The organism is Paraburkholderia sp. J11-2 (genome assembly GCF_905220185.1).
Lineage (GTDB): Bacteria > Pseudomonadota > Gammaproteobacteria > Burkholderiales > Burkholderiaceae > Paraburkholderia.
In genome coordinates this window covers 103202-124106 of record NZ_CAJMYY010000020.1, presented here as the reverse complement: position 1 = coordinate 124106, position 20905 = coordinate 103202, and the positions used below count along the sequence as shown (strand labels likewise).

Below are 20905 nucleotides of genomic sequence, written 5' to 3'. Positions count from 1 at the left end.
ATCTTCGGTGAACGCCATGCCACTCCATATCCGCGAAGAAACGCCTGCCGATCACGCCGCCATTCACGCGCTGACCGAGACTGCGTTCCGGCATGCGCCGCATACGAGCCACACCGAGCAGCGGATCGTCGATGCGTTGCGAGAAGCGAGGGCGCTTGCGATTTCACTGGTTGCCGAAGACGGCGGTGAGATCGTCGGGCACGTGGCGGTTTCGCCCGTCGCGCTTTCGGATGGATCGACCGGCTGGTTCGGGCTCGGGCCGATTTCGGTCGCACCTGCGCGTCAAAAGCAGGGCATTGGCGCGATGCTGATGAAACTCGCCCTGGATGCGCTGCGGGCACGAGGCGCGGCGGGCTGCGTCGTGCTTGGGGACCCGGCGTACTACGCACGCTTCGGGTTCGTGCCTGAAGCCACGCTCGTGCTGCCGGGCGTCCCCGCTGAATACTTTCAGGCGATCGCGTTGTGCGGCGAAGTGCCCGCCGCGAATGTGCACTATCACACGGCGTTCGAGACGGGCTGACGCGCGCCTTAAAGCGGCGGCCTCTCGAGCCTGAGCCAGCGCTGAACCGAAGGCCGCTGCCACTGATTCAAGGCGTACTGCGCCAGCCGCTGCGGCACCGGATCGCCGTTCAGAACCAGACGGTTCAGCATCAACGCCAGGTCCACGTCGGCAATCGACCATTCACCGAAGAGATGCTTGTCGCCTTGCGCGAGCAGCGCTTCCGCCATCGCAATGAGCTTGTCTGCCGCGAGTTGCGCCGCGCCGGAAAGTGGCGTCGCAGTCGGGCCGTAGAACACGACCTCGGTCGAGCGCTCCTGGCGAATTGGCATGAGATCGCTGCGCAGCCACGCCTGAACCTGACGCGCGCGGGCGCGCTGTTGTCGATCCACCGGATAGAGCGCAACGCCGGGAAACGTTTCGTCCAGATACTCCGTAATCGCCGAGGACTCCGAGAGCGCGAAGCCGTCGTGGATCAGGGTCGGCACGCGCCGCGTGAGCGACTTCGCCGCGAAATCGGGCTGCTGGTGCTCGCTTTTGCCGAGATCGACCGTGGAAAGCTCGAACGCAAGCGCCTTCTCGTGCAGCGCGACGAACACGGACATCGCATACGGACTGGCGTATTGAGCGTCGGCGTAGAGGTGGAGAGTTGGATGGGTCACTGTGGGCTCCGTGGTTAGCGCCGAAGATAGTAGCAAGCGCGCCCGCCGTCCTGCTAATCTCCCCCGCCCGTGCCGCTCACGCCGTGCTCGAAACCAGCCCCGTAGTCTTGCCGCTGGCGACCATCAACTGGGCCAGCGAACTCTGCACGCTCTCCAGTTGCGACGCGATCCGGCTGACCTGGCTCGCATCCGATTGCGACGCCGAACTCAGCGCGCTTTGCGCACTCTGGATCTGCGCCTTGAGCTGGCTGATCTCGCCCGAGTTCGAACCTTGCGCAGCCGCGCCCGACGTTTGCGACGACACCTGCGCGAGCTGCGCCTGAAGCGACGCGATGAGCGTATTCAGTGCATCGAGTTCGCTCGATGAAGAACTGCTGGAGGACGAAGCGCCGCCTCCGCCACCGCCCCCGCCTGCCCGCGTGCCGGCCGACGTGCTTTGCGTGGAAGTCGATGCATTGCCGCTGCTGGACGCGCTCGAAGCGCTCGCCGACGGGCCCGTCGTGCTGTCGGCGTTCGAGTTCGACGATGCCGTGCCCGAGGACGCGCCGTTGCCTGCGCCGCTCGTCGACGTCTGCGCGCCGGTGTTCGCACTCGACGCGGCGCTGCCGTTCGTGCCGCTGCCGTAAGCGGTCGTCGTCGCACTAATGGGTTGAATCTGCATGTGCTCTTGCTCGCCGTAAGTTGAGACGTTACGCGTCGCCGAATAACGCCGTACTCGTGTCTTATCGGCAAGCCTGAAGGGTTCTTGAGGCTGCCCGGCGGTTTTTTAATGCAGCACCAGATCGCCACCCTCTTCAGTCCGGCACCTATGGAGAGAAACAACGGTACTGTGGACGCTCGGCAATCAACCTGCCGACGAGTCGTGAAAAGGCTGGCGCAGACTGTAGATCAATGGACCTGCAATCGATAAGACCCCGGCGACATCCCTTTCCAGCCTTGATACGCGCGGATGAACGAATTGGGTTCCTGAAACCCCAGCAGAAAAGAGATCTCGGCCAACGACAGCGCCGACTGCTTCAGGTAATGGTCGGCCAGTTCGGCCCGGGTCGACGTCAGGATGTGTTGAAAATTTTCGGCTTCGGCACTCAGCTTACGCTGCAACGTGCGCTTGCTCATGGCCAGCCTGTCGGCGACCGCTTCGACGCTCGTCTCGCCGCTCGGCAGCGCCTCGACGAGCACCGCCCGAACCCGCTCGGTCGTGCTGGCGCGAGCGTCCATGTCGGCCAGCTTCTGGTTCAGCTTGTTTTCGAAGAAGTCCCACATGGCGGCATTCGAGGTCAGGAACGGCCTCGCTGCATCGGCGGCTGAGAAACGAACCTCGGTTCGATCACCCTGACGCAGTGGGCACCCGAAGTACGCTTCATAAGCCGCGAGGTTTCGCGGCAGTTCGGGTAGCCATGCCCCCTGCGGCACGATGTGCTCGCGCGTGCCGACCCGGATCAACTGGCAGAAGAACACCAGCTCGGCCAGGCAGAGCGAACGCGGGAGCGGGCCCTGTGCGCCATAAACGCTCAAGCTCAGGCGCGTCGATTCCGGGCCCTGATCCACGTCCAGCAGCATCGGACCAATCAACGGCTTGTAGTGGCGCAGCCGCGCGGCAGCGATGTTGAAGTTCGGGCTGCACAGGCTCGCGAAGATAGGGGCATCGAAGGCTTCGGCCTTGAAGTGCCCGGCAAAGAGCAGCGGCACTTCCCGCTCGCCCGCGGCCAGTTCCATGCCGCGCCACAGCCGGAAGTAGTCAGGCGCAGACAGCGCGATGTCGCCACGCTGGAACAGATCGGCGGGCAGCCCCGCATGGGCCAGCACGACGGCAGGGTCGATCTGCATGTCGCTCAGCATCGCCCTCCAGTTGCTGGCGATCACGAATCGGTTGGCTCGTTTCATCGTGTATTGCCTGATGCAACCCGGTGATCAGGCCTTTTCCATGGCCTGGCGCGACATCTTCAGCATGGTCTTGCGCGGCAGCAGCGGCACGACCCAGTTCAGCAGGAATTTGAGCTTGCCCTCATTGAACGCGACGAGTTCGCCGCGCTGCATGGCAGCGTAGCCGCACTGCGCCACCGACTGCGCCGACTTCGCCTGCTTCCAGATATCGACGCCTTCCAGGTTGCCTGCCGCGACGAATCCGGTGGCCACCGCCCCGGGGCACAGCGCGGTCGCCGTAATGCCAGAGACCGCCACCTCTTCGGCAATCGCCTGCGTGAATGAAGTCACATAGGCTTTGGTCGCGTAATACACCGCCTGCAGCGGGCCGGGCATGAACGACGCAGTCGACGACACATTCAGGATGCGACCGCGATTGCGCTGCACCATGCCCTTGAGATACAGGTGCGTAAGTTCGGTCAGTGCGACCATATTGACCTGCATCATCGCCTGAGCGGCTATCAGGTTTTGCTCGTGAAAGAGCCCATGCCCGCCAAAGCCGGCGTTGTTGATCAGCACGTCGATCGTGATGCCAAGTGCCTGCGTCTGCTCGAAGATACGTTGCGCGGCGCCCGGCTTCGACAGATCCTCGGCGATCACGGTCGCGGCGATGCCGTGCTGCACCTCCAGTTCGCGCTTGAACGCGTCGAGCTTGTCGCGCGAGCGCGCTACCAGCACGAGGTCGCCTTGGTTCTTTGCGTGAATCCTGGCCAGTTCCTGGCCGATGCCGCTGGATGCGCCGGTGATCAGCGCGGTGTTGGATTGCCGGGTCATGAATGCCTCAGTCGGTGGTGCTTCGATTGACGTCATCATAGGACTGCGGATCGCGCCAGGCACTCGCGAGCCGTGCCAATCTGCTATCCAATCGCGTCATCAAGGCGTTTCGTTGCGGCGCGCACGAAAGCGCTAAGCCGCCAGAAACGCCCGCTGCAACCGTTGCACGCCATCCGTCAGCTCTTCGGCGTTCAAACTGCCAAAACCAAGCCGCAGAGCAGGCAAGGCGCGATGCTTTGCGGAAAACTGACCGGCGGCCAAAAACCGCACGCCCTCGCGAGCCGCAGCATCCTGCAGCGCGGCCATGTCGATGTCCTGCTTGCAGACCGTCCAGAGGGCAAGGCCTCCAATGGGAAGCTCGAAGGAGAGCCATTCGTCGAGATGCGTCGCGAGCAGGCGCGCGAGAAGGTCGCGTCGCTCGGCGTAAATCTTCATCACCTTTTTCGTATGGCTGTGGATGACGCCGCTCGCCAGCAGATCCGAGACCGCCGCCTCCGTCGCGGGGTCGCCTTGCCGGTCGATGATGGTGACTTCCCCCGCCGCGCGGTCGATGAACGGCTGCGGCGCGATCAGGTAGCCAATGCGCAGCGACGGCGTAAGCAGCTTCGACATCGATCCGACGTAGACAACCTTTCCTCTGCGGTCGAAGCTCGCGAGCGGCAGCATCGGCCGATGCGTGAAGTGGAATTCGTGGCTGTAGTCGTCTTCGATGATCGCGAAGTCGAACTGCTCGGCGAGCGCCAGCATCCGCATGCGCCGGGCAGCGGGCAGCAGGACCGTGGTCGGAAACTGGTGATGCGGCGTCACGTAGACAGCGCGCACGCGCTTGCGGTAGCAGAGCTTTTCCAGCTCATCGACCTTCAGGCCGTCTTCGTCCAACCCCACCGTGACGATCTCGGCGCCCGCGGCGCGGAACGCTTCGCGCGCCGGCGGATAGGTCAGCTCCTCGACCACGACGCAATCTCCCGGACGAATCAGCACGCGCGCGGCGACATAGATGCCCATCTGACTGCCGCGCACGATACAGATGTTGTCTTCGTTCGCCGTGATCCCCCGCTCGCTGCTCAGCATGCCGAGAATTTCGCGCCGCAGGCGCAGCGTGCCGCGAGGGTCGCCATAGCCAAGCCGGTTGCGCTGTGACGCCGCGAGCAGCGCCTTGCGCCAGGCCGCCGCCAGTTCGGCCACCGGCACGAGGCGGGTGTCCGGCGCGCCGTCGTCGAACGTGAGATAGCCGTCCTCGCCGTAAAGGCATTGAACGTCCGGGCCGCTGCCCGCCAGCCTCACACCCAGATCGCGTGCGATGCCCGAGTCGGCCGGCTTCACGGCCTCGATGCCTTTTTCCGGCAGCGCCGAGGACACGAACGTGCCGCGCGTCTTTTCCGAGGTCAGCCAGCCTTGCGCGGTGAGTTCTTCATACGCGAGCACCACGGTCTTGCGGTTCACATCCAGCGCCTTTGCCAGTTCCCGGGAGCCCGGCAACGGCGCGCCGGGCGTGAGGCGCCCACGCCGTATCTCCTGAATGATGGCCTGCACGATCTGGCGCGCCACCGGCCCGCCCTCGCGCTGGATCACGATTTTCAGATCCCACGTTCTCAGCATCGTCCGCTCCAACTGGACCCATGGAAATAAAAAAACTGGAGGTTTTATCTGGCCCAGTAGCGACCATACCATCCCCTCATCGAAATGCCTATTTGCCAATTGCGACGTTTTCTACCCACAACACAGGCTGTGCATCGAAAGGGGCTGAACATGAGTCACACGCAACTACGCTCGAACTGCCTAAGCTTTGTCGAGCTTCTGGCTCAAGGCATCGCCTTGATCTCTCCCACGATGACGGCGGCGCTGATCATCCCCGTCATGTATGGCAACACCGGCGAGTGGAGCTGGCTTTCCTACGTGCTCGGCACCGTCATGCTGCTGTTCGTCGCGCTGAACCTGAACCAGTTCGCCAAGCGCTCGACCTCGTCCGGCTCCATGTACAGCTATATCTGCCGCGGCCTCGGACTCACGTCAGGCGGCATTGGCGGTTGGTCGCTGATCTGGGCCTATCTCGGCATCTCGATGGCCGGCATCACCGGCTTTTCGATCTTCGCGGGCAAGCTGCTCGACATGGTCGGTCTCAGTGTGCCCTCGGTCGTGCTGTTCGCGATTTGCGGCGGCGTGGCGTTCTACCTCGCTTACAGGAACGTGCAGCTTTCGGCCATGCTGATGCTGGTGCTCGAGGGCGTTTCGATGCTGCTCATTCTGGTGTTGTCGGTCATCGTGCTCGCCGAACACCATTTCGTCGTCGACACCGCGCAGTTCACGGTCTCGAAGCTTCCCTGGTCCAATGTCGGGCTGGGCGTCGTCGTCGCGATCTTCAGTCTGGTCGGCTTCGAGTGCGCCACGGCGTTCGGCGACGAAGCGCAGAATCCGCTGCGCAACATTCCGCGTGCGGTTATCTGGAGCCTGATCATCTCGGGCGCGTTCTTCGTCTTCGTGACCTACGCGATGATCATCGGCACGCGCGGCTATCACCAGCCGCTAGACCAGATCGACGCACCGTTGAATGTGATGGCCCAGATGGCTCACGTCGGGCTGCTGCAAATTCCGCTGTCGGTCGGCGCGATGGTGAGCTTCTTCGCCTTGTGCCTGTCGTGCATCAACGCGGGTTCGCGGGTTATCTTTGCGATGGGCCGCCACGGCATCTTCCACGGCGCGATTGCCGGGACTCACCACAAGAATGCGACGCCGCACGTCGCCGTCGCGATCATGGCGGTCATCGCGTTCGCTGTCCCGACCGTGCTCGTGCTGTGTCATCAGGCGGCGCTCGATATCTTCAACTGGGCCGGCACCATGGCCGCGTTCGGGTTCCTCGTGCCTTACGTGCTCATCACGCTCAGCGCACCGTTCTATCTCCAGCGCCTGGGTGAGCTACGCGGCCGTGACTGGTTCCTGTGCGCCTGCTCGCTGCTGCTTCTGCTCATTCCCGCCGTCGGGTCGGTCTACCCGATCCCGCCTGCGCCGATCAAGTACTTCCCGTACGCCTACCTCGCCTATCTCGCCGCCGGTGCGCTCTGGGTGGGGTCGTTCCACAAGCGCAAGCCGCACGTGTCGATTTCGATCCGCGAGGATCTGGAGCGCATGCATGCGCAGTTTCAACTCGGCGAGCAATGACCATGCGGGCAACCTTGCATTCGAGCCGCTGGCTCTCGGACGACGTTCGGGAACTGGTTCTCAAGCCACAGGGCAGCTTTTGCTTCCGCCCCGGCCAGTACGTGGGAATTGGCCGATCCAGCGGCCCGAGCCGCTGCTACTCCATGGCGTGCGCGCCCTCGGCGGACAACCGGATTGCGCTGCACGTGCGCCGCTGGCCCGGTGGCGCGTTCTCGGACCGGGTCGTCAGCCGCACGCGTGTTGGAGACGAGTTCGACATCACGGGTCCGCTCGGGGCTTTCGCGTTCCCGGAGGGCGACGGTCCTGTCGTGATGCTGGCCACGGGAACCGGCGTGGCCCCGTTCCTCGCCATGCTCGAAGCGTTCCTGCCAACGAACCCGCGTCGTCGCGTCACGCTCTATTGGGGGGCACGCGCGCAAGGTGACTTCTACGCAAGCGACGTGCTCAATGCCTGGCAGGCGACGCACGCGGGCTTCCGGTTCGTGCCGGTTCTGTCCGGCAGCCAGGCGGGCTATGTGCAGCACGTGGCGGCTCGCGCCCTGAGCGAGCCCGTGCATACGCATGTGCTCGCCTGCGGCAACCCGCGAATGATTGAGGATGCCTACGCAATTTTCGTGGCGGAATCCACTGTTCCGTTCGCCACGTTTGCCTCGGATGCGTTCGAAGCAGCGTCGGACGTGACGCCCGTCGCGAACGATCCGTGCGCGCTGGATTCCGTTCGGCTGAGCGTCGACGGCCAGTTCGTTGTTGCCAGGGTCGGCGAGTCGGTCCTGAGTGCGCTGAAGTCTGCCGGGCTGCCCGTCATGTCGGTCTGCGGCGGCAAGGCGTCGTGCGGGACCTGTCTGGTGGAACTCGAACCCGCATGGATCGAGCGCGCCGCCCCGTGCTCCCGAACCGAGCGCAATCTTCTCGCCTGCCTTCCGGAAGCCGGTCCGTCAAGCCGGCTCGGCTGCCAGCTACGCATCACCCCTGAACTCGATGGCCTCGCCATGCGCCTGCCGTCGATCAACCCCACAAAAAAGGAGTCGTCCGTATGAACGCAGTGCTCGAACAAGTGCAACTCGAACAGGTCGGTGCCGAATTCTCCGAAGCGCCGATGCTCATGGTGCGCGACAAGACGCGCAAGATCATCCACGAGATCGCGGCGCGTTGTCAGCCCGGCATGGTCGAGGAAGATGCGGTGGAAATCGCGAAGGAGATTCTCGCCGCCAACAAGATGCTGCGCGGCTGGCACGATGTCTATGTCCGCTTCGGCTCGAACACGACCAAAACGTTCGGCGCCGCTTCCGAGCCGGGCGTCGTGCTCAAGGAAAACGACATCATGTTCGTCGACATCGGCCCCGTATTCGAGAAATGGGAGGGAGACGGCGGCGACACGTTCGTCTTCGGCAACGATGCCGACATGGCGCGCTGCGCCGAAGATGCGCGCAAGCTTTTTCATATCGTTCGCCAAAAGTGGCTCAGCGACGCAAGCACCGGGAAGGTCCTCTATGAGTTCGCCGTCTCGCAAGCGCAGGCGATGGGGTGGGAATTGAATCTCGACCTCTCCGGCCACCGGGTTTCGGACTTTCCCCACGCAGCAACGTACGAAGGCCCGATGGCTGACGTGGATTTTTGCCCGTCGCGACTGCTTTGGGTGCTGGAGATACACATTCGGCATCCGAAGTTGAACTACGGCGCGTTCTTCGAGGACATGCTGCTCGAAGACTCCTTCTTCGAGTAAGGAACGTCGCCAGTTTGCTTGCCTCATGAGCGCCCGCAGCGGCTGGATGGCTGCGGGCCGTCGCCCCCTGCTTTCATCGATATCTTCGTCCGTATGTCAATCACTCCAGTCCCGCCGCTTCGTGTAGTCGCAGTGCGACACGTCCACTTCGAAGACCTCGGAACATTCGAGGAGGTGCTTAGGTCTCGGGGCGCTGAGATTCAGTATCTCGACGCAGGTCTTGACGACCTCTCGGCAATCACGCCCGACGGTCCGGATCTGCTCGTCATACTCGGAGGGCCGATCGGCGCTTACGAGGAAGACCGGTATCCGTGGCTAGGCAATCTGAAAGCCGTGCTGGCGAAACGGATTGCCCGAGATCTTCCGACGCTTGGCATCTGCCTCGGCGCGCAGTTGATCGCTGCGTCGGCCGGCGCGAAGGTTTATCCGGGCGGAAAACGCGAACTCGGATGGGGAACCATTTCTATCACGCAGGAAGGGATGAACTCGCCACTAAGGCATTTGCGTGAAGCGGCATGTCACGTGCTCCACTGGCATGGAGACACATTTGACCTGCCAGAAGGCGCGAGGCTGCTCGCATCGAGCCATGTCTATCCTCACCAGGCTTTTTCGATTGGCTCAAACGTGCTTGGCGTGCAGTTTCACCCAGAGGTAAAGGAGCATGGATTCGACCGCTGGCTCATAGGGCACGCAGTCGAGATTGGTATGACGCCGGAACAAAACGTCGCCGATCTCAGACGAGGAACGGCCGGATATGCGGCGACATTGGCTATTCAGGCATCCAAAATGTTAAACGACTGGCTTGATGGACTGAAGTCGCTTCCAACTCCACATTGAATACCGGGGCCTGTCAGCTCGTGAGGCGACGATACGCGCTTAGATGACGAACGAGGCCCTGTGGATCGCCGCGTTTTTCGAGCAGCATTGCCAGATTGTGGTGGGCATCCGCGTACGACGGATCGAGTTCCAGACAACGTTGATAGCTACGCTCAGCGTCCTCGAAGCGCCCCATCTCCTCGAATGCAATCGCGCGATTGAAGTGCAACACGGCATCGTCGGGGAAGTGAGCGAGCGCCTTGTCGAATACGCGCAGCGCATCTTCGCAACGCGCTTCGCGTTCGCACAGCAGCGCGCCGAGGTCCACGTAGGCAGCATAAAAAGGCTGCGGAGATAATTCGATGGCCTTCTTGTACGCCCGTTCGGCACCGTTCACATCGGAGGTCCGCAACTGTTCGCCGAGGTCGTACCACTCCTGGGCCTGGTGCGCGAGATCCTCGTGCGCAGGCGCCGAGTCGAGAAAGACGACATCGCCCTTGATTTGCGCGACTTCGAAATCCAGCAGGAACTGACCTGTAGCAGCATCCCATTGCGAAGGGCCGGTTCGAACGGCCACATCGTTGCCGACCGCCGATACGCGAATCCCAGTGAGCGGCAACTCATCGGGCAGTTCGTCTCGCAGCCGCGAGAGCGCCGTGATGATTTTGCGCGTCGGTATGCGGGCGTCGCGCAACTGCAACGCGGTGCGCAGCAGCACGACATCCTGGAACGTGAAGCGGTACGCGTTTCGCGGCCCCCGCGACGGTGTCACGAAGCCCGCAGCAATGAGGCCTGAAACCACGCTGCGCGAAACACCCAGCATGGCCTGCAACTCACGCATCGAAATCTCGCGCGCGGCGACTTGCGGCGTCACTTGCGTGCCCGGACCTTTGCAGGCGCTTCAGCGGGTGCTTTCGCTGCACGCGCCGGTGGCTTGCGCGTTTTAGGCGCGACAGGCAGCTCGGCAACGGGCTCCGCGCTCTTGCTGCGCCTGGGTGCCGGAGCCGCTTTCGCTTTCGCGCCGCCCTTGAGGCTGGCGCGCAAGGCATCCATCAGGTCGATGACCTGGCCGCCGCCGGCCAGTTCTTCCGCAGGCTCGTGAACGACGACCTGCTTGCCTGCAATTTTTTCGTCGATAGCCGCGAGAATGCGCTTCTTCTCTTCATCCTCGTACGCCTTGGGGTCGTAATTGTCTTCGGCGCCCTGCTCGATGATCTGCAGCGCGAGTTTCATCTCGGTATCGGACACTTCGACGCGTTCGACATGCAGGTCCGCCAGCGAGCGCACCTCGTCCGCATACAGCAGTTGCTGAAAGACGAGCCCGTCTTCCTCGGGGCGCACCTGCACGATCCGCGTCCTGCCTTTGGACGCCCATTTCGCCAATGCGCAGCGTCCGCTCTGTGCGAGCGCCTGCTGCAGCAGACTGTATGGTTTTCCGCCGCGCTTGTCGGGCGCAATGTAATAGGCCTTGTCGTAGAAGACCGGGTCAATCGCCTCCTCCGGAATGAAGGCCATGATCTCGACAACATGACTCGCAGCGTCCTCGAGCGCCTTTAGCTCATCGCTGGTGAAGACCACGAACCGGTCCTTTTCGAACTCGTAGCCCTTGTTCATGCTCGAGCGCTCGACGACATCGCCCGTCTTCTCGGAGACATACTGCTGCTTCACGCGCGAACCGTCGGGCGCGAGCATATGGAAGCGGACATCGGACGAACTCTCGGTCGCGGTATAGAGCTTCACCGGTATCGAAACGAGCCCGAAGGAGAGCGACAGGGAGGCAATTGAGCGGGCGGGCATGGACTTCTCCTCGCGGCATTGGCACAGTCGGCACGGCGCTTGGCGCAAGGCCCGTGCCGCCGCCGGGCAGCGGTCGTTTCATTTTAGGAGCTTTATCGCCGATGCCAATGATTGCGCCGCCGCCCCGTAATCCGCCCACGGATCTTGCTGCTGGAAGCTGAGGTAGTCGCGAGCCGTCTGCACCGTCCACTGCGCCCCGCTTTTCAGGTCGTTCAACTGCTCCCAGGCAACCGGCATCGAGACGCCCATTCCGGCTCGCGCCCGCGCGGAAAACGCCGCGGCGGTCGTCTGCCCCTTGCCATTGCGCAAGTAGTCGACGTAGACCTTGCCGATGCGGTTCGAAGCCCCGGCGGTCGCCGAAAAGCGCTCGGGAATGGTCTTCGCGAGATGCCGCACGAAGGCCTGCGAGAACGATTTGACCGCCTCGTAGCCCAGCCTTGGAGCCAGCGGCACCACGACATGCAACCCTTTCCCGCCGCTCGTCTTCAGCCAGGCTTCCAAGCCCAGTTCCGAGAGCAGCGTTTGAACGAGGAGCGCGGCTTCCTGAACGCGCCCCCATTTCACGCCCTCGCCTGGGTCCAGGTCGAAGATGACGCGGTCGGGCTTGTCGAGCCGTCGAACCGTCGAATTCCACGTGTGAAACTCGACGACATTCATCTGGGCCGCCGACAGCAGGGCGTCGACGGTGTCGACGGTTAGCAGCGGCGGATGATTCGGCCAAAGGCTGCGGTCATGAGCCGTCAGGCCGGGCATGTTCGTTCTCTCGGCATGCTTCTGGAAGAACAGCTGTTCCGCAATGCCGTCGGGGGCACGGACCATCGCGAGGGGCCGCGCCTTCAGATGCGGCAGTATCCGCTCCGCGATGCTTGCGTAGTAGCGCACCAGGTCTGCCTTCGTGATGCCGGTCGTCGGGTCGACGACGCGTTCCGGATGCGTGATTTTCAGCTTCGGCGAAGGTTCAGGCGCCTGTGTCCTTCCCCCCTCCCGGACCACGCCGCGTGGCGGCTTGTCGATTCGCAGCCCTCTGAACGAGGCCTGGCGGATGACGCCATCGGCGGTCCAGTCCGCGAATTCGACTTCCGCGACGAGTTCGGGGCGAACCCAGCGCTCGCTGCCGGCCGAGCGCCGGGACCACCGGCGCGGCCTGGCGACATCGACATCAAATGGTGCCGCATCGGCTTCGAGCGGCGTCAGCCGCGTCCACAGGTCTTGCGCCGTCCGCGCATTCCAGCCGGTGCCGACGCTTCCGGCGTCGCGAAGCTTGCCGTCCACGTAATAGCCCAGCAGCAGGCTGCCAATCTCGCCGTCCTTGCCGCCACGTGCGGTGAAGCCACAGACGACCAGTTCCTGGCGAAGCCGGGATTTCGCCTTGAGCCACGTTTGTGTGCGCCCCGGTTCATAGGGCGCGTCGCGGCGCTTGAGCATGAGGCCTTCCAGACCCAGGCCTGAGGCCGCTTCGAACAGCTGGGCAGGAGGCGCCTCGAAATGCTGGCTGAACCGGATGTGCTCACCCGCATTCTCAAGAATCTGCGCGAGCAGCGCGCGCCTCGCCCAAAGGGGCACCTTTCTGAGGTCTTTCCCGTTCAGGTACATCAGGTCGAACAGGAAGTAGACGATGTCCTGTCTTGCCGCCCCGTCTATCGCATCTTGCAGCGCGGCGAAACTCGGAATGCCATCTTTGAGGACTGCGATTTCACCATCCAGCCATGCACTGTTGAGTGGAAGGTCTCCGACCTCTGCCGCAAGCTCGGGAAACTTCGTTGTCCAGTCTAGTCCGCCGCGCGTGATGAGTCGCACCTGCCCTTTGGCGACACGGGACAGCATGCGATAGCCGTCGAGTTTGGCTTCGGTTAGCCAGTCGCCGCTCGTGGGCAGTGTTGACGCCAGGGTCGCGAGTTGCGGTTCGAGTTTGGCCGGCAGCGGCGCGGTCACCGCTGCGGAAAGGTCCACCTGCGGCGCTTGACTGCTCACAGAGCGGGCCACCCTCGGCTCGCGTTCTTCAATGAGCCCGAGCGGCTTCGCCGTCACGCTGTCGGGAAGCGCCTTGATGACATCGTATTGCGCGAGCGGTTGCGCCCATGCATCGCGCTTCTTGAACAGCATCCACGGGTCCTGCTTGTCGCCGGGCTTCGAGATGCGAACCAGTTCCCAGAGTCCCGCGAGCTTTTCGCCGTGGAGCCGGAAGACCAGCTTGCCGGCCGTCATGCCCTCCTGCGGATCGCCGACAGGCTCCCAGGTGCCGCGGTCCCAGACAATGACGTCACCGGCGCCGTAGTGCCTGGGGGGAATCGTCCCTTCGAAGCGGGAATATTCGACCGGATGGTCCTCCACGTGAATGGCCATGCGCTTTTCCTTCGGGTCGTAACAAGGGCCCTTGGGCACGGCCCACGACAGCATCACCCCATCGAGTTCGAGCCGGAAATCGTAATGCAGCCGGCTCGCCCAGTGCTTCTGCACGACAAAGGTCAGAGGCCCGTGGTCGACGGACTGACTGGCGGCCGACGGCGCCGGTTCGGGCGTGACACGGAAATCCCGCTTCTTGCGATAGCGGGAAAGCGGCGGAGACGACGGATCGCGGTCGCGGGTTGGGGCCATGACGATAGTCTAGGAAGAACGCTCGCCTGGTGCGTCGCAAACGCAACGCCTGAAGTGAAACCGCACGCCGCGTTCGTCGGGCGTTCGTCGGGCGTTCGTCGGGCGGCCGAACCGGGCCGTGAATGCCACGCGTATGCGCTGCATCTGCTGTGCTCATTTAGGCGTCATCTGCTCATTGAGGCGCCTCCCTCGGCGCGATAACGTCTTCCCTCCGCGTCCACCGCACGCCCAGCCTATTCGCAGCTACCTATGTATCGCTACAACGAATTCGACAAAGCCTTCGTGGCGAACCGCGCCGCACAGTTTCGCGACCAGATCGAACGCTGGCAAAGCGGCCAGCTGAGCGAGGACGCGTTTCGCCCGCTGCGCCTGCAAAACGGCTGGTACGTGCAGCGTCACGCGCCCATGCTGCGTGTCGCCGTACCGTATGGCGAGCTATCGAGCGCGCAGCTTCGCGTGCTCGCGCGGGTTGCCCGCGAGTACGATCAGCCCGAAGCCGAGGTCTACCAACGCGCCATGGAGGCCCAGCGCAAGCTCGGCACCGTGCGCCTGCCAACCCACCACGCGCACTTCACGACGCGCACCAACGTTCAGTTCAACTGGATTCCGCTGTCGAAAGCCGCCGATGTGATGGATCTGCTCGCCACGGTCGACATGCATGGCATCCAGACGAGCGGCAACTGCATCCGCAATATTTCATGCGACGAGCGCGCAGGCGTGGCGCCCGACGAGATCGCCGACCCGCGGCCCTTCGCCGAAATCATGCGGCAATGGACGACGCTGCATCCCGAGTTCGCATTCCTGCCGCGCAAGTTCAAGATCGCCGTGACGGGCGCCACGGAAGATCGCGCGGCAACAGGCTGGCACGACGTCGGGCTGCGCCTCGTGCACGATGCAAACGGCGAGCTGGGCTTTCGTGTGACGGTGGGCGGCGGCATGGGGCGCACGCCGGTCATCGCCATCGTGTTGCGCGAATTCCTGCCGTGGCGGCACATCATGAACTACATCGAGGCGGTCGTTCGCGTGTACAACCAGTTCGGCCGGCGCGACAACAAATACAAGGCGCGCATCAAGATTCTCGCGAAAGCCGAGGGTCAGCGGTTCGTCGACGAAGTCGAGGAGGAGTTCCGGCAGATCGTCGAACTCGACGGCGGCCCACATACGATCCCTCAAACCGAACTGGACCGCATGCGCGCGTATTTCGTCGTGCCGGAGCAAGCAGCCGCCTGCCGCCCCGCCAACGCCGCCGCTGCCGCCGCACGCGAGGATGCAGCCCGGCAAACGCCGCAGTTCCGGCGCTGGCTCGAACGCAACGTCGCGCCGCACAAGGACCCGGCGCTGCGCATCGTCACGCTCTCGTTCAAGCGCGTGCTGCAGGCGCCAGGCGACGCCTCGGCAGACCAGCTCGAGCGCGTGGCGGATCTCGTGGACCGCTTCTCGGCCGGTGAAGCGCGTGTGACGCACACACAGAACATCGTCCTGCCATGGGTTCATGCCGACGACCTGCTGCCGCTTTGGCGCGCGGCCGTCGACACCCAGCTCGCCAGCGCCAACGTGCATCTGCTCACCGACATGATCGCGTGCCCCGGCGGCGACTTCTGCGCGCTCGCCAACGCGCGCTCGCTGCCGATCGCGCAGAGCATCATGGAGCGCTACCAGGACCTCGACGAACTGAACGACATCGGCGAGATCGATTTGCATATCAGCGGCTGCATCAATTCGTGCGGCCATCATCACAGCGGCCATATCGGCATACTCGGCGTCGACAAGGACGGCGCGGAGTGGTACCAGATTACGCTCGGCGGCGCGGACGGCTCCACGCGCAGCGGCGACGCGCGGCCCGGCAAGGTCATTGGCCCGTCGTTTGCCGCGCACGAGGTGACCGACGCCGTCGAAGCGGTGATCGGCTGCTATCTCGCGCTGCGCGAGCGCAGCGGCGAGCGCCGCGAGACGTTCATCGAAACCGTGCGCCGGGTCGGGCTTGAACGGTTCAAGGCGGCTGCGGACACCGTTCGCGCAATCGTGGAGGACCCGGCATGAAGACCGTTGCACGCATTCGCCTGCTCGGCGCACACGACAATGTCGCCGATGCAGCCACGCCGGTCCTCGCCTTGCCAAACGACGCGGACCCACTCGCCTATGCCGCCGATATCGCCGGCGCCGCGCGGGTCGAGCTGCACTTCCCCGCCTTCACCGATGGCCGCGCGTATAGCCAGGCTTATCTCGTGCGCCGCCGGCTCGGCTTCAAGGGGGACCTGCGGGCGACGGGCGAAGTGCTCGTCGACCAGGTGCTGCAGATGGAACGCATGGGCTTTTCGAGCGCGGTGCTAGGCACGGACCTCGCCCTCGCAGACGCACAGCGTCAACTCGAACGCTTCCCGGCGTTCTATCAGGGCGATCTCCTTCGCGAAGCGCCGTACCGGGAAGCTTGAACTACGCGTCATGGCGCGCAGCAATCCTGTAGAGACGATGTCACTTCATTCAGGATTCCAATGAGATCTAGTGCGATCTGATCGAGCGGCGTGTCCGGTCCGAATATCTTCAGCACACCGCAAGTGAACAGCGATTCGTGATGCGCCTCCGGCACGATGCCGCCAAGCACCACCGGAGCGCCGCAGCCGCGCTCTCGCAACGCGCCGAGCAGCGCGGGCACCAGCGTCGCGTGCGCACCCGCGAGCGTCGAAACCCCGACGATATCGGGCTCGCGCGCGTGCGCCCAGCCAGCCGCCTCGTGTGGCGTCGCAAAGAGCGGTCCGAGGCTGACTTCGAAACCTGCGTCGCCAAGCGCCGCCGCCACGACACGCGCGCCGCGATCATGGCCGTCCTGCCCTAGCTTCACGAGCGCCATGCGCGGCTTGCGTCCATACGCTGCGCACCAGTGTTCGACCGCATCTTGCGCCTTGCGCCACGCGGCGTCGCGCTCGCGTGAGCCCGACCAGGCGTGAGCCTCGCAAGTGAGCGCGGCGTGCCAGCGTGGCCACACGCGCTCGAGCGCCGCGGTGCATTCGCCAACCGTCGCGCGCACGCGAATCGCGGCTATCGTCGCGGCGAGCAAATTGCCCTCGCCCGTGCGCGCGCATTGCGTAAGCGCATCGAGTGCGGTGGCCACTCGTAGCGCATCGCGGGTCGATTTCATCTGCCGCAAGCGCTCGACCTGCATCGCGCGCACCATGCGGGCGTCGACTTCGAGCCGCTCGCTCCCGGTGGCGTGCGCCTCGCGGCTATGATTCACGCCGACCACCACGCGCTCGCCCGAGTCCATCTGCGCCTGCATGCGAGCCGCGCCGCGATGCAAACGCGCCTGTACCCAGCCCGTTTCGATGGCGGCGATTACGCCGCCTTGACTATCGATTTCGGCGAGCAGCGCTTTCACGGCTTCCACCGTGCGCGCCGTGAGTGATTCGATCAAATACGAGCCACCCCATGGATCCACCACGTCGCACAGGCCCATTTCCTGCTGCAAGATCGCTTGCGTGTCGCGCGCGAGCGTAGCAGCCGCCTCGCCCGGAAGCGAAAGCGCTTCGTCCCACGCGTTCGTGTGCAGCGACTGCGTGCCGCCGAACACGGCTGCCATGGCCTCCACGGTCGTACGCACGACGTTGTTCTGCGCACGCTGCGCGTGCAGGCTCGACCCGGCGGTCTGGCAATGCATGCGCAGTTGCGTCGCGCGCGGCGAGTGCACGCCGAGTGCCTGCGTGAATTCGGCCCACAACACCCGCGCCGCGCGCAGCTTGGCGATTTCGCCAAAAAAGTCTCGCCCCACAGCGAAAAAAAAGCTCAGCTGCGCGCATACGCTTTCTGCATCGGCCCCTTGTTCGATCAGCCGCCGGACGTATTCGCGCGCGTTGGCGAGCGTGAGCGCAAGTTCGAGCACGCCATCTGCGCCCGCTTCGTGCAGGTGATACCCGGAAATCGACATCACGTTGAAATGAGGCAAATGCGCGAGCAGATAGTGCACCACGTCGGTCGCAATCCGCAACGAGGGCTCGGGCGCAAAGATATACGCGTTGCGCGCCATGAACTCCTTGAGAATGTCGTTCTGGATCGTGCCGCGCAGTTGCGCCACGTCGAAGCCCGACTCCTCGGCCGCGACAATGAAAGCGGCGAGCACGGGCAGCACCGCCCCGCTCATCGTCATCGATACGGAGACTTCGTCGAGCGCCACGCCGTCGAAGAGCCGCTTCATGTCCTCCACGGCGTCGATCGCAACGCCCGCCATGCCCACCTCGGCGGCAGCGCGCTCGTGGTCCGAGTCGTAGCCCCGATGCGTGGGCAAATCAAACGCGACTGACAAACCCTTCGCGCCGCGTTCGAGCGCCGCCCGGTACGCGAGATTCGAGGTGGCGGCGTCGGCGTAGCCCGCGTACTGGCGAATAGTCCATGGACGCTGCGTGTACATCGTCGCGTGTATGCCGCGCTGGAACGGATACTCGCCAGGACGCGCGTCGAGCCACGGCACGTCGGCGAGATCGGTCTGCGTATAGAGTGCCTTGCGCGGCGCGATAGCGGCTTCATTCATGCGACCACCGTTTATGTGTGACGACGTCGGCAATGCGCACGCCATCCGCCGCGCGCGAAATGGCACACCAGTGCGAGAGCCCGTCGTGGCCCGCATGGCGCGCGCCGAACGACAGCGTGAGCCGGTCGCCGACATTCGCGTTGCCATAGAACGCCATGTCGCGCTCGACGAGGGTGGGCGGCGCGGAATGCGGCGCGGACCGCCAATGCCATTCGGCACGCTCGACCATCGACTGGAAGCTCGCGAAATACAGCAGATGCGCGCCATTGAAATCGAGCGAGGGACAAGGCAGATAGTCGACCCCATGTTCGACCGCATGCGCCGCGCGATCGAGACGGCCATGCCGCGTCCAGTCGCCCGAGCGCAGCCGCTTTACTTGCGCGATCAGTTCATGCGCGGCGGCGGGCGTCGCCGGTGCGGGCGCACCAGCGAACATCGCTTTGCATACCGAACGGTTGTCGCCGGCCTGCTCGCGCCGCACGAACGTAGACATCATCTCGACTTTCGCAATCGCGCTCTCGGTGGTGAAAACGCGAAACTGGCCGAAGTGGCGCGCGCCCGCAATCCGTTTCACATCCGCTTCGATCGCGAAGCGCTGGTTCTCGCTCACGTCTTCGAGGCGCGCTTCGCACACGCGAATTGCCGTGAAGGCCGCATACGATTTGCGGCCTTCGTCGTCGTAGAAGTCCGGCGTGTTCAGTTGCGCCTGTGCCGCCAGCGCGTTCCAGTGCAGCTGCCCGCATGTGCGCAGGAGCCACTGCTCGGAGAGCCCGGCGAACGCCAGCTCCGGCATGCCCGCGACGTAATGCGTGCGGGTTTGCGCGGGCACACGGTCGCTGTCACGCCGCGCGCGCATCGAGCCTCGCAGGCGCTGAAATGCAGTCGGCCAGATACGCGGCGTCGCGCGCGATGCCCGAGAAGCGCCCCGAGCCCCATGTATGCAGCCACGGCAGGCCCAGAAAATAGAGCCCCTCCTGCACCGTCACGCCGCGCGCGTGCCCCGGATAGCCGCGCCCGTTGAAGACCGGCAGATCGATCCAGCCGAAGTCGGGCTGAAAGCCGATGCACCAGATAATGCTGCCGATGCCGCTCGCGGCGAGATCGAGCGACGTGCGCTCCTGCTGCGGCGTCCACACCGGACGATACGGCTCGCCCGGCGGCGCGTCGATACCGTTCTGCACGATGAAGCGATCGATAGACATGTTGATGCGGTTGTACGTGTCGTCGGCGCTGTCGAGATTGGCGCGCAGATTCCCTTTGAAGCGCAACTTGCCGTCGGCGAAATCCTCGAGCACGCCGTACAGTTCCATGCCTTCGCTCGCGAACCTGCGCAGGTCGATATCGCGCCCGCCGTCGCGGCCCGTGACGTAGTGATTCGTGTTGTCGCGCACGCCTTCGCGCAGCGGATGGTCTTCGACCGGCATGTCGTAGTACTTCATATCGGCGAGCCAGTCGACCACGTCGCGGCCGCGATAGAAGCGTGCGCAGCGCGGCGCTTCGCCGACGGCGAGCACGACCTTGCGCCCCGCGAGATGCAGGTCTTCGGCGATCTGCGCGCCCGACTGCCCCGAGCCGACCACGAGCACCGCGCCCTCGGGCAACGCCGCCGGATTGCGATACTCCGACGATTGCATCTGCACGATTGAAGCGGGAAGCCGCTCGGCCATGCGCGGCACGATCGGTGTGTGATAGCCGCCCGAGGCGATCACGACCTGGTCCGCGCTCAATGCCCCCTCGCTGGTCTGCACGAGAAAGCCGCCGTTGGGCCGCTTCGACACGCGCGTGACGGCCACGCCTTCGCGCACCGGGGCATCGACATGGCTTATGAAGCCGTCGAGCCACGCAATGATTTCGTCTTTCTTCATGAAGCCGTGCGGTTCGTCGCCGCGATACGGGTAGCCCGGCAGCGCGCATTGCCAGTTCGGCGTGACAAGCGAGAACGCGTCCCAGCGCTGTTCGCGCCACGTATGCGTGACGGTGCGCTTTTCGAGCACGACGTGGTCGATGCCGCGTTGCTTGAGGTAGTAGCTCATCGACAGGCCGGCCTGGCCGCCGCCGATGACCGCCACGCTGAAATGCGCTTCGGGAACCGGCGGGTTGGCCGCGTTCGTCTGGGTGGACATGCGAATCTCCTTGATAGGTTCAGTCGACGCTCACGACGGTCACCTGGGCCGCCGGCTGCGAACGGAATGGCTGTGCAGCGAGTTCGATCGCGGCCCACTGGTCTTGCGCCGACGAACACGCGTAGCCGAACTTCTCGCGCACGCGCTCGGACGCCGCGCACAGCGCGTCGTGCGCCCTGGCGAGAAAAAGCTCGAGCGGGTAGACGCCGGGCTGCAGATGCTCGCGCACGATGGTCGAGGGGGAATAACAGCGCGCTTCGTGGCCGTCGGGCCAGCGCACCACGAAATGGGTAACAGGCATGGTTGCTCTCCGGGAGG

At 64.2% G+C, this 20905-nt stretch carries 20 protein-coding genes; 8 read left to right on the top strand and 12 right to left on the bottom strand.

Features of this window, described 5'->3' with window-relative positions; translation table 11 throughout:
• Positions 1-16: 16 nt before the first annotated feature.
• Entirely contained in the window at positions 17-520 is a 504-nt protein-coding gene (locus U5A57_RS26440) for an N-acetyltransferase (RefSeq protein ID WP_321914582.1), read from the top strand.
• A gap of 8 nt (positions 521-528) precedes the next feature.
• Here U5A57_RS26440 and yfcF read toward each other — a convergent pair whose 3' ends face one another.
• Complete coding sequence (gene yfcF, locus U5A57_RS26435; RefSeq protein ID WP_321914581.1) at positions 529-1161, bottom strand: glutathione transferase; 633 nt, start codon at positions 1159-1161, stop codon at positions 529-531.
• Between the two features lie 76 nt (positions 1162-1237).
• The gene (locus U5A57_RS26430) at positions 1238-1465 is read right to left on the bottom strand and encodes a hypothetical protein (RefSeq protein WP_321914580.1); all 228 of its coding nucleotides are present in this window, start codon (positions 1463-1465) and stop codon (positions 1238-1240) included.
• A 28-nt stretch (positions 1466-1493) separates the two neighbouring features.
• Here U5A57_RS26430 and U5A57_RS26425 point away from each other — a divergent pair, with 28 nt between their 5' ends.
• Positions 1494-1787 carry a hypothetical protein gene (locus tag U5A57_RS26425; protein WP_321914579.1) on the top strand — a complete coding sequence of 98 codons (294 nt, stop codon included), beginning with the start codon at positions 1494-1496 and terminating at the stop codon, positions 1785-1787.
• A 262-nt stretch (positions 1788-2049) separates the two neighbouring features.
• Here U5A57_RS26425 and U5A57_RS26420 read toward each other — a convergent pair whose 3' ends face one another.
• The 3 genes from U5A57_RS26420 to U5A57_RS26410 form a co-directional block, all read right to left on the bottom strand.
• Positions 2050-3045: an AraC family transcriptional regulator gene (locus tag U5A57_RS26420; RefSeq protein WP_321914578.1), complete on the bottom strand. Its 996-nt coding sequence runs from the start codon at positions 3043-3045 to the stop codon at positions 2050-2052.
• Between the two features lie 27 nt (positions 3046-3072).
• Entirely contained in the window at positions 3073-3858 is a 786-nt protein-coding gene (locus tag U5A57_RS26415; protein WP_321914577.1) for an SDR family oxidoreductase, read from the bottom strand.
• 132 nt (positions 3859-3990) lie between these two features.
• On the bottom strand, positions 3991-5457 hold the full coding sequence (locus U5A57_RS26410) for a PLP-dependent aminotransferase family protein (RefSeq protein WP_321914576.1): 1467 nt from the start codon (positions 5455-5457) through the stop codon (positions 3991-3993).
• A gap of 150 nt (positions 5458-5607) precedes the next feature.
• Here U5A57_RS26410 and U5A57_RS26405 point away from each other — a divergent pair, with 150 nt between their 5' ends.
• The 4 genes from U5A57_RS26405 (at position 5608) to U5A57_RS26390 (ending at position 9574) form a co-directional block, all read left to right on the top strand.
• Positions 5608-7014, top strand: a complete 1407-nt coding sequence (locus U5A57_RS26405; protein ID WP_321914575.1) for an APC family permease — start codon at positions 5608-5610, stop codon at positions 7012-7014.
• A 2-nt stretch (positions 7015-7016) separates the two neighbouring features.
• Entirely contained in the window at positions 7017-8051 is a 1035-nt protein-coding gene (locus U5A57_RS26400) for a flavin reductase family protein (RefSeq protein ID WP_321914574.1), read from the top strand.
• The gene (locus U5A57_RS26395) at positions 8048-8737 is read left to right on the top strand and encodes a M24 family metallopeptidase (protein WP_321914573.1); all 690 of its coding nucleotides are present in this window, start codon (positions 8048-8050) and stop codon (positions 8735-8737) included. The genes U5A57_RS26400 and U5A57_RS26395 overlap by 4 nt, the downstream gene beginning before the upstream one ends.
• A gap of 93 nt (positions 8738-8830) precedes the next feature.
• Positions 8831-9574 carry a glutamine amidotransferase gene (locus U5A57_RS26390; RefSeq protein ID WP_321914572.1) on the top strand — a complete coding sequence of 248 codons (744 nt, stop codon included), beginning with the start codon at positions 8831-8833 and terminating at the stop codon, positions 9572-9574.
• 13 nt (positions 9575-9587) lie between these two features.
• Here the strand turns inward: U5A57_RS26390 and U5A57_RS26385 are convergent, their stop codons facing one another.
• The 3 genes from U5A57_RS26385 to ligD form a co-directional block, all read right to left on the bottom strand.
• On the bottom strand, positions 9588-10394 hold the full coding sequence (locus U5A57_RS26385; RefSeq protein ID WP_321914571.1) for a tetratricopeptide repeat protein: 807 nt from the start codon (positions 10392-10394) through the stop codon (positions 9588-9590).
• Between the two features lie 29 nt (positions 10395-10423).
• Positions 10424-11350 (bottom strand): Ku protein, encoded by a 927-nt coding sequence (locus U5A57_RS26380; protein WP_321914570.1) that lies wholly within the window; start codon positions 11348-11350, stop codon positions 10424-10426.
• Positions 11351-11428: 78 nt separating this feature from the next.
• On the bottom strand, positions 11429-13945 hold the full coding sequence (gene ligD / locus U5A57_RS26375; RefSeq protein WP_321914569.1) for a DNA ligase D: 2517 nt from the start codon (positions 13943-13945) through the stop codon (positions 11429-11431).
• A 249-nt stretch (positions 13946-14194) separates the two neighbouring features.
• Here ligD and U5A57_RS26370 point away from each other — a divergent pair, with 249 nt between their 5' ends.
• Both U5A57_RS26370 and U5A57_RS26365 read left to right on the top strand, forming a co-directional pair.
• Positions 14195-15985: a nitrite/sulfite reductase gene (locus U5A57_RS26370; RefSeq protein ID WP_321914568.1), complete on the top strand. Its 1791-nt coding sequence runs from the start codon at positions 14195-14197 to the stop codon at positions 15983-15985.
• Positions 15982-16377 carry a DUF934 domain-containing protein gene (locus tag U5A57_RS26365; RefSeq protein ID WP_321914567.1) on the top strand — a complete coding sequence of 132 codons (396 nt, stop codon included), beginning with the start codon at positions 15982-15984 and terminating at the stop codon, positions 16375-16377. Before U5A57_RS26370 ends, U5A57_RS26365 begins: the two co-directional genes overlap by 4 nt.
• 8 nt (positions 16378-16385) lie before the next feature.
• On the opposite strand, the gene scpA is transcribed toward U5A57_RS26365, so the two are convergent.
• Genes scpA through U5A57_RS26345 form a run of 4 tightly spaced genes read right to left on the bottom strand, consistent with a single transcriptional unit; the run spans position 16386 to position 20888 of the window.
• Positions 16386-18464, bottom strand: coding sequence for a methylmalonyl-CoA mutase (gene scpA / locus U5A57_RS26360; RefSeq protein ID WP_321914566.1), 2079 nt, complete (start codon positions 18462-18464; stop codon positions 16386-16388).
• Positions 18457-19320 carry a Pnap_2097 family protein gene (locus tag U5A57_RS26355; protein WP_321914565.1) on the bottom strand — a complete coding sequence of 288 codons (864 nt, stop codon included), beginning with the start codon at positions 19318-19320 and terminating at the stop codon, positions 18457-18459. The genes scpA and U5A57_RS26355 overlap by 8 nt, the downstream gene beginning before the upstream one ends.
• Positions 19304-20587 carry an MSMEG_0569 family flavin-dependent oxidoreductase gene (locus tag U5A57_RS26350; RefSeq protein WP_321914564.1) on the bottom strand — a complete coding sequence of 428 codons (1284 nt, stop codon included), beginning with the start codon at positions 20585-20587 and terminating at the stop codon, positions 19304-19306. The genes U5A57_RS26355 and U5A57_RS26350 overlap by 17 nt, the downstream gene beginning before the upstream one ends.
• A gap of 19 nt (positions 20588-20606) precedes the next feature.
• Positions 20607-20888: an MSMEG_0570 family nitrogen starvation response protein gene (locus tag U5A57_RS26345; protein ID WP_321914563.1), complete on the bottom strand. Its 282-nt coding sequence runs from the start codon at positions 20886-20888 to the stop codon at positions 20607-20609.
• Positions 20889-20905: the final 17 nt, after the last annotated feature.

Excerpts from the sequence above, each read along its gene's own strand:
- U5A57_RS26380 (WP_321914570.1), bottom strand. The coding sequence starts at position 11,350 with ATGCCCGCCCGCTCAATTGCCTCCCTGTCGCTCTCCTTCGGGCTCGTT.
- U5A57_RS26390 (WP_321914572.1), top strand. The coding sequence starts at position 8,831 with ATGTCAATCACTCCAGTCCCGCCGCTTCGTGTAGTCGCAGTGCGACAC.
- U5A57_RS26365 (WP_321914567.1), top strand. The coding sequence starts at position 15,982 with ATGAAGACCGTTGCACGCATTCGCCTGCTCGGCGCACACGACAATGTC.
- U5A57_RS26350 (WP_321914564.1), bottom strand. The coding sequence starts at position 20,587 with ATGTCCACCCAGACGAACGCGGCCAACCCGCCGGTTCCCGAAGCGCAT.
- U5A57_RS26410 (WP_321914576.1), bottom strand. The coding sequence starts at position 5,457 with ATGCTGAGAACGTGGGATCTGAAAATCGTGATCCAGCGCGAGGGCGGG.
- U5A57_RS26400 (WP_321914574.1), top strand. The coding sequence starts at position 7,017 with ATGCGGGCAACCTTGCATTCGAGCCGCTGGCTCTCGGACGACGTTCGG.
- U5A57_RS26370 (WP_321914568.1), top strand. The coding sequence starts at position 14,195 with ATGTATCGCTACAACGAATTCGACAAAGCCTTCGTGGCGAACCGCGCC.
- U5A57_RS26440 (WP_321914582.1), top strand. The coding sequence starts at position 17 with ATGCCACTCCATATCCGCGAAGAAACGCCTGCCGATCACGCCGCCATT.
- U5A57_RS26355 (WP_321914565.1), bottom strand. The coding sequence starts at position 19,320 with ATGCGCGCGCGGCGTGACAGCGACCGTGTGCCCGCGCAAACCCGCACG.
- scpA (WP_321914566.1), bottom strand. The coding sequence starts at position 18,464 with ATGAATGAAGCCGCTATCGCGCCGCGCAAGGCACTCTATACGCAGACC.
- U5A57_RS26425 (WP_321914579.1), top strand. The coding sequence starts at position 1,494 with ATGAGCGTATTCAGTGCATCGAGTTCGCTCGATGAAGAACTGCTGGAG.
- U5A57_RS26345 (WP_321914563.1), bottom strand. The coding sequence starts at position 20,888 with ATGCCTGTTACCCATTTCGTGGTGCGCTGGCCCGACGGCCACGAAGCG.
- U5A57_RS26415 (WP_321914577.1), bottom strand. The coding sequence starts at position 3,858 with ATGACCCGGCAATCCAACACCGCGCTGATCACCGGCGCATCCAGCGGC.
- U5A57_RS26395 (WP_321914573.1), top strand. The coding sequence starts at position 8,048 with ATGAACGCAGTGCTCGAACAAGTGCAACTCGAACAGGTCGGTGCCGAA.
- U5A57_RS26405 (WP_321914575.1), top strand. The coding sequence starts at position 5,608 with ATGAGTCACACGCAACTACGCTCGAACTGCCTAAGCTTTGTCGAGCTT.
- ligD (WP_321914569.1), bottom strand. The coding sequence starts at position 13,945 with ATGGCCCCAACCCGCGACCGCGATCCGTCGTCTCCGCCGCTTTCCCGC.
- U5A57_RS26420 (WP_321914578.1), bottom strand. The coding sequence starts at position 3,045 with ATGAAACGAGCCAACCGATTCGTGATCGCCAGCAACTGGAGGGCGATG.
- U5A57_RS26385 (WP_321914571.1), bottom strand. The coding sequence starts at position 10,394 with ATGCGTGAGTTGCAGGCCATGCTGGGTGTTTCGCGCAGCGTGGTTTCA.